The sequence below is a fragment of the Frankia sp. CeRuru1 genome (assembly GCF_977966315.1).
In genome coordinates, this window is record NZ_CDWWEW010000204.1 from 4711 (window position 1) to 9222 (window position 4512).

Annotated in this window: 3 protein-coding genes and 1 pseudogene; 1 reads left to right on the plus strand and 3 read right to left on the minus strand. The window is 71.1% G+C overall.

Annotated elements, in window-relative coordinates:
- Positions 1–45: 45 nt before the first annotated feature.
- Positions 46–405: pseudogene (locus AC08OP_RS15115) on the plus strand (CapA family protein); the annotation flags it as partial.
- Between the two features lie 398 nt (positions 406–803).
- Here the strand turns inward: AC08OP_RS15115 and AC08OP_RS15120 are convergent.
- The 3 genes from AC08OP_RS15120 to AC08OP_RS15130 form a co-directional block, all read right to left on the minus strand.
- Positions 804–2198 carry a WS/DGAT domain-containing protein gene (locus tag AC08OP_RS15120; protein ID WP_476614783.1) on the minus strand — a complete coding sequence of 465 codons (1395 nt, stop codon included), beginning with the start codon at positions 2196–2198 and terminating at the stop codon, positions 804–806.
- Positions 2199–2545: 347 nt separating this feature from the next.
- Entirely contained in the window at positions 2546–3493 is a 948-nt protein-coding gene (gene pheA, locus AC08OP_RS15125) for a prephenate dehydratase (protein ID WP_476614784.1), read from the minus strand.
- 72 nt (positions 3494–3565) lie between these two features.
- On the minus strand, positions 3566–4512 hold a 947-nt coding region (locus tag AC08OP_RS15130), incomplete at its 5' end, for a dihydrolipoamide acetyltransferase family protein (protein WP_476614785.1).

Consider the following 4512-nt stretch of genomic DNA (forward strand, 5'->3'; position numbering starts at 1 on the left):
CTCGTCGAGACCCTCGACGCGTTGTTCGCGGCCGGGCTGAGAGCGGTGGGAGCCGGGCGCAACGCGGACGAGGCGTGCAAACCGGCCATGGTCCCGCTCGGCGGGGGCCGGCGGGTCCTGGTCTTCTCGTTCGGCCTGCCCTCCAGCGGTATTCCACGGGCGTGGGCCGCGGCCCCGGGCCGGGCCGGCCTAGACGTCGTCCCCGAACTGTCGGACGCCACCGCCGAGGAGGTGACCACCCGCGCCCGGCGGGCGAAGCGCCCCGGTGACCTCGTCGTCGCCTCCATCCACTGGGGATCCAACTGGGGCTATGACGTAGACGACGACCAGATCCGCTTCGCCCACCGGCTCATCGACGGCGGTGTCGACGTCGTGCACGGGCACTCGTCGCACCATCCGCGTCCCGTCGAGGTGTACCGGGACCGGCTTGTCCTGTACGGCTGTGGCGACTTCATCAACGACTACGAGGGCATTACCGGCTACGAAACGTACCGGGACGACCTACGGCTGGCGTACTTCGTCTTCGCCGAGATCTCCACCGACCCGCCCGGCGCGACGCTGACCGGCCTGCGGATGGTGCCCCTGCGGGCACGGCGGATGCGGTTGTGGCGCGCCGCACCCGAAGACGCGGGGTGGCTACGGGGAGTTCTCACCAGGATCAGCCGCGACTTCGGGACACAGTTCGACCTCAACGCACCCGGCGTGCTGTCGCTGCGCCAGCCAGGAGCGAACCCTCGATGGTGTGCTCCAGCGCTTCGGCAGCCTCGGCCAGCGACGAAGGCCGGAAGATCAGGACCGGTCCGTCAGACACGCTCACGCCGGCGTGGGGGCACCAGCCGGCTGAGCACGTCGAGTTCCGCCAGCCACAGCTGCCCCAGCCAGGCGTGGTTCGGCACGCTGGCACTGGCCACGAACGTGACACCGACCCGCTCGTCGATGCCCAGCATGGCGACGGCCAGATGCTGACGTCCGACGAGTAGTTGGCCCGTGCCGACCAGCCCGGTCACCGCACGTCCCGCGACAGCCAGCGGCCCGCGCATCGTTCGGGCGTTGCTCGCCACCAGGGCCATCTTCCGGGTCTGGGCCGGGTAAGCGGCGGCGCCCGCGAGCATGCGGGGCGAGGCGATCGTCGCCATGGTGGAGAAGTGGTGACGTTCCACCACCCCCAGCCCGCCCTTCTTCATGCGACGGGTCTCCGCGGCGATCCACGCCAACCGCCGGCCGGGGTCCGGCTCCCCGCAGGGAAGCGGGACACGCACGCCCGAGGAATAGTTCGACAGCACGTTCCGTTCGGCGGCGGTCCGGAAACTGATGGGCATCAGCGCATGGAGGGGCTGCCGGTCCCGGCGCCATTCGGGAAGGGACCACGTCCGCAGCGCCCCGGCGAGCGCGGCGAGATAGACGTCGTTGACCGTGACATCGTGGTGGCGGGCCACGGCGCGCAGCGTGCCCAGATCGGTGGTGACCCAGGAATGTCGCGCCGGCCCGGCCGGCGGTCCGCCCCAGGCGTCGAGGGCACGGGTGGGAGCCAGGCAACGCAGCCCCCGGCCGACGAAACCCGCGTAGTCCGAGGGCCGCGGCCGGCGGATCGCGGGGGGCAGACCGAGGTCGAGTTCGCCCTCCCCCCCGAAGAGCAGGTGCAGCGCCTGGTAGAGCGCGAAGCCGTCCTGCTGGATGTGGCTGGTCCGGTACACCAGCACCGTCCCGGACGACCCCGGGGCGCGCAGCAGGTAGAGCATCCACGGCGGCCGGCTGATGTCGATCGGCTGGGCGGCAATGCGGTCGACGGCGGCACGCAGCCGCGCATCGCCGACACCACCGACGCCCCGGTCGGCACCGCTGGCACCGGCGGCGGACGGCAGGTCCAGGGCGACGACGTGATCGTCGACGTTCAGGCCCGGACCGGAGACCCAGAGGGTCTCGTTCGCCGTCGGGCGGCGACCGGAGCACCGGACCGCGACAGTCTCGAGACGGTCGGTAAGCATCCGTGCCCGGGGGCCGCGCAGCCGCTCGGCGACGTGCGCCCGCAGGTCCGCCAGCTCCAGCGGGGGGCCATCAATGAACAGCAGCGCACCGACGTCCTGGAACTCCCCGGGATTGAGCCGGGTGAAGGCGAGGTAGGCCCGGTCACCCGAGGTCAGTGGACGGGCGTACGCCCGCTCGGAACCGGCCTTCGTGACCACGTCGAGCAGGGCCATCAGACGCTCCCCCGCCCCGTCCGGGGGCGCGGGGCGCGGGCCCGGGAATCGGGCTGGGCAACTTCACCAGATTGACACGTCAACACGCCAAAGACACATGGGCCCATGTACCTATTACTCCTGATTCCGAGCAGGCCGCCGGGGGTCTGTGTCGCACGTCTCCGCGGAATATCCCCGAATGGGGAAAAGAGCACCGTACGGCACCATCATCTGGCGACAATCGGATATGGCGTCGCCAGCGCAAGATAATGACACGTTTATGACATCACCACGAAAGGGCTATGGCACCGCTTCATCAGACGCACCGCACAATGGCCGCTGGATCGTGTTCGCACGCATCCCAGTCCTCACGCATCCCAGTCCTCGCCACGGCCGTCCAGGCAGCGGGCGAGCCAGTCGGCGGCCCTGACGAACTCGTGGTCCGTCATGCTCGGGGGTACGGACGGGGCGACCTCGTCGGCGCGGGGGTAGGACCCCAAGAAGCGGATCTTCCGGCAGATCCGGTGCAGCCCCATCAGGGCCTCGCTCACCCGGCGGTCGCTGACGTGTCCTTCCGCGTCGATCGAGAAGCAGTACCGGCCCAGGCCCTCGCCGGTCGGCCGGGACTCGATCCGCATCAGGTTGGCCCCGCGAACGGCCCATTCCTGCAGGAGTTCCAGCAGCGCGCCCGGCTCGTCCGCGGCCGGCCACACCACGATGGACGTCTTGTCCGCGTTGGTCGGCGCGGTGGCGCGGCCTGGACGGCCGAGCAGGACGAAACGGGTGGTGGCGTCGGGGACGTCGTGGATGTCGGTCACGAGGGCCTCCAGCCGGTAGCGCCGCGCGGTGAACTCCCCGGCGAAGGCGCAGTCGAAGCGCCCCTCCCGCACCAGCCGGGCCCCCTCGGCGTTGGACGCGGCCGATTCCCACTCCGCGTACGGCAGGTGAGCCGCGAGCCAGCGGCGTACCTGGGCCCGGGCGACCGGGTGGCCGGTGACGGTCTTGACGTCCTCCAGCGTGGTGCCCGGCCGCACGAGCAGCGCGAAGCTGATCGGTAGCAGCACCTCACGGCAGATCATCAGCGGCTTGCCGGTCGCGAGCTCGTCCAACGTGGCGGTCACTGCCCCCTCGACGGAGTTCTCGATCGGTACCAGCGCGCCGGACGCGTCCCCGTTGCGGACCGCGTCCAACGCCTCCGCCACGGAGAGAGAGGGGAACAGCTCATGCGTCTCCGTAGCCGGCAGCGTCCGCAGCGCGGCCTCGGTGAAGGTCCCCTCAGGGCCGAGATAGGTGTAGCGGGGGGAGTAAGCAGGCAAGACAGACCTCCTAGGACCGGGGCGGGCAGCGGTCATCGCCTGCTGGTAAGGCGGTGGTCAGAGGTGCAGTGGTCAGAGGTGGCGCAGCAGCACCATGGGGTCTTCGACCGCGTCGGCGACAAAGCGCAGGAAGGACCCGGCGGTGGCGCCGTCGCAGACCCGGTGGTCAAAGGTGAACGAGAGCTGCACGACCCTGCGGACCGCCAGTTCGCCGTCCACCGCCCAGGGCCTGGGGACGATCCGGCCGATGCCGATCATCGCGGCCTCGGGGTGGTGGATGATGGGCGTGGAGCCGTCGACACCGAAGACGCCGTAGTTGTTGAGCGTGAACGTGCCGCCGGTCAGCTCGGCGGGAGTGAGCGTGCCCGCGCGGGCGGCGGCGGTCAACCGGGCGATCTCGGCGGCCAGTCGAGCGGTGGTCAGGCCCTGAGCGTGGTGCACCACGGGCACGACCAGGCCGCGCGGGGTCTGCGCGGCGAATCCCAGGTGGACGGCGGCGTGGTGGCGCACGCCGGTCGCGCGGCCGTCCGCGTCGGTGACGACGGCGGAGTTGAGCGCGGGAAAGCGGACCAGTGCGGCGACGCAGATGCGGGCCAGAATCGCCAGGAGACCGATTCTGGGCTCGGTGCCCCCCGTGTTGAGGGGGTCGTTGGGAGTGTCGTTGAGAGTGTCCTTGGCGGCGAGCAGTGCGGTGGCATCCGTGTCGACCCAGCAGGTGGCATCCGGCACCTCGCGCCTGCTGCGCACGAACGTCTCCGCCGCGCGCCGCGCCAGCGGGTCCAGCGGGACGACGGTCGAGTCGGTCTCCGCCGGGCGCGCCGGAGCGGAACGTAGGGCGACGGCGGTCTCCACGTCCCTGCGCAGAATCAGCCCCTCCGGGCCGGTGCCGACGAGTTTTCGGAGATCGACGGCGTTCTCGCGGGCGAGGCGGCGAACGAGGGGCGAGACGACCTTGACCACGGGCTGGACCACGGTCTGGGCGGAAGGCCCGAGTGGCGTCGCCGGTCCGGGTGCCGGTC

Excerpts from the sequence above, each read along its gene's own strand:
- AC08OP_RS15120 (WP_476614783.1), bottom strand. The coding sequence starts at position 2,198 with ATGGCCCTGCTCGACGTGGTCACGAAGGCCGGTTCCGAGCGGGCGTAC.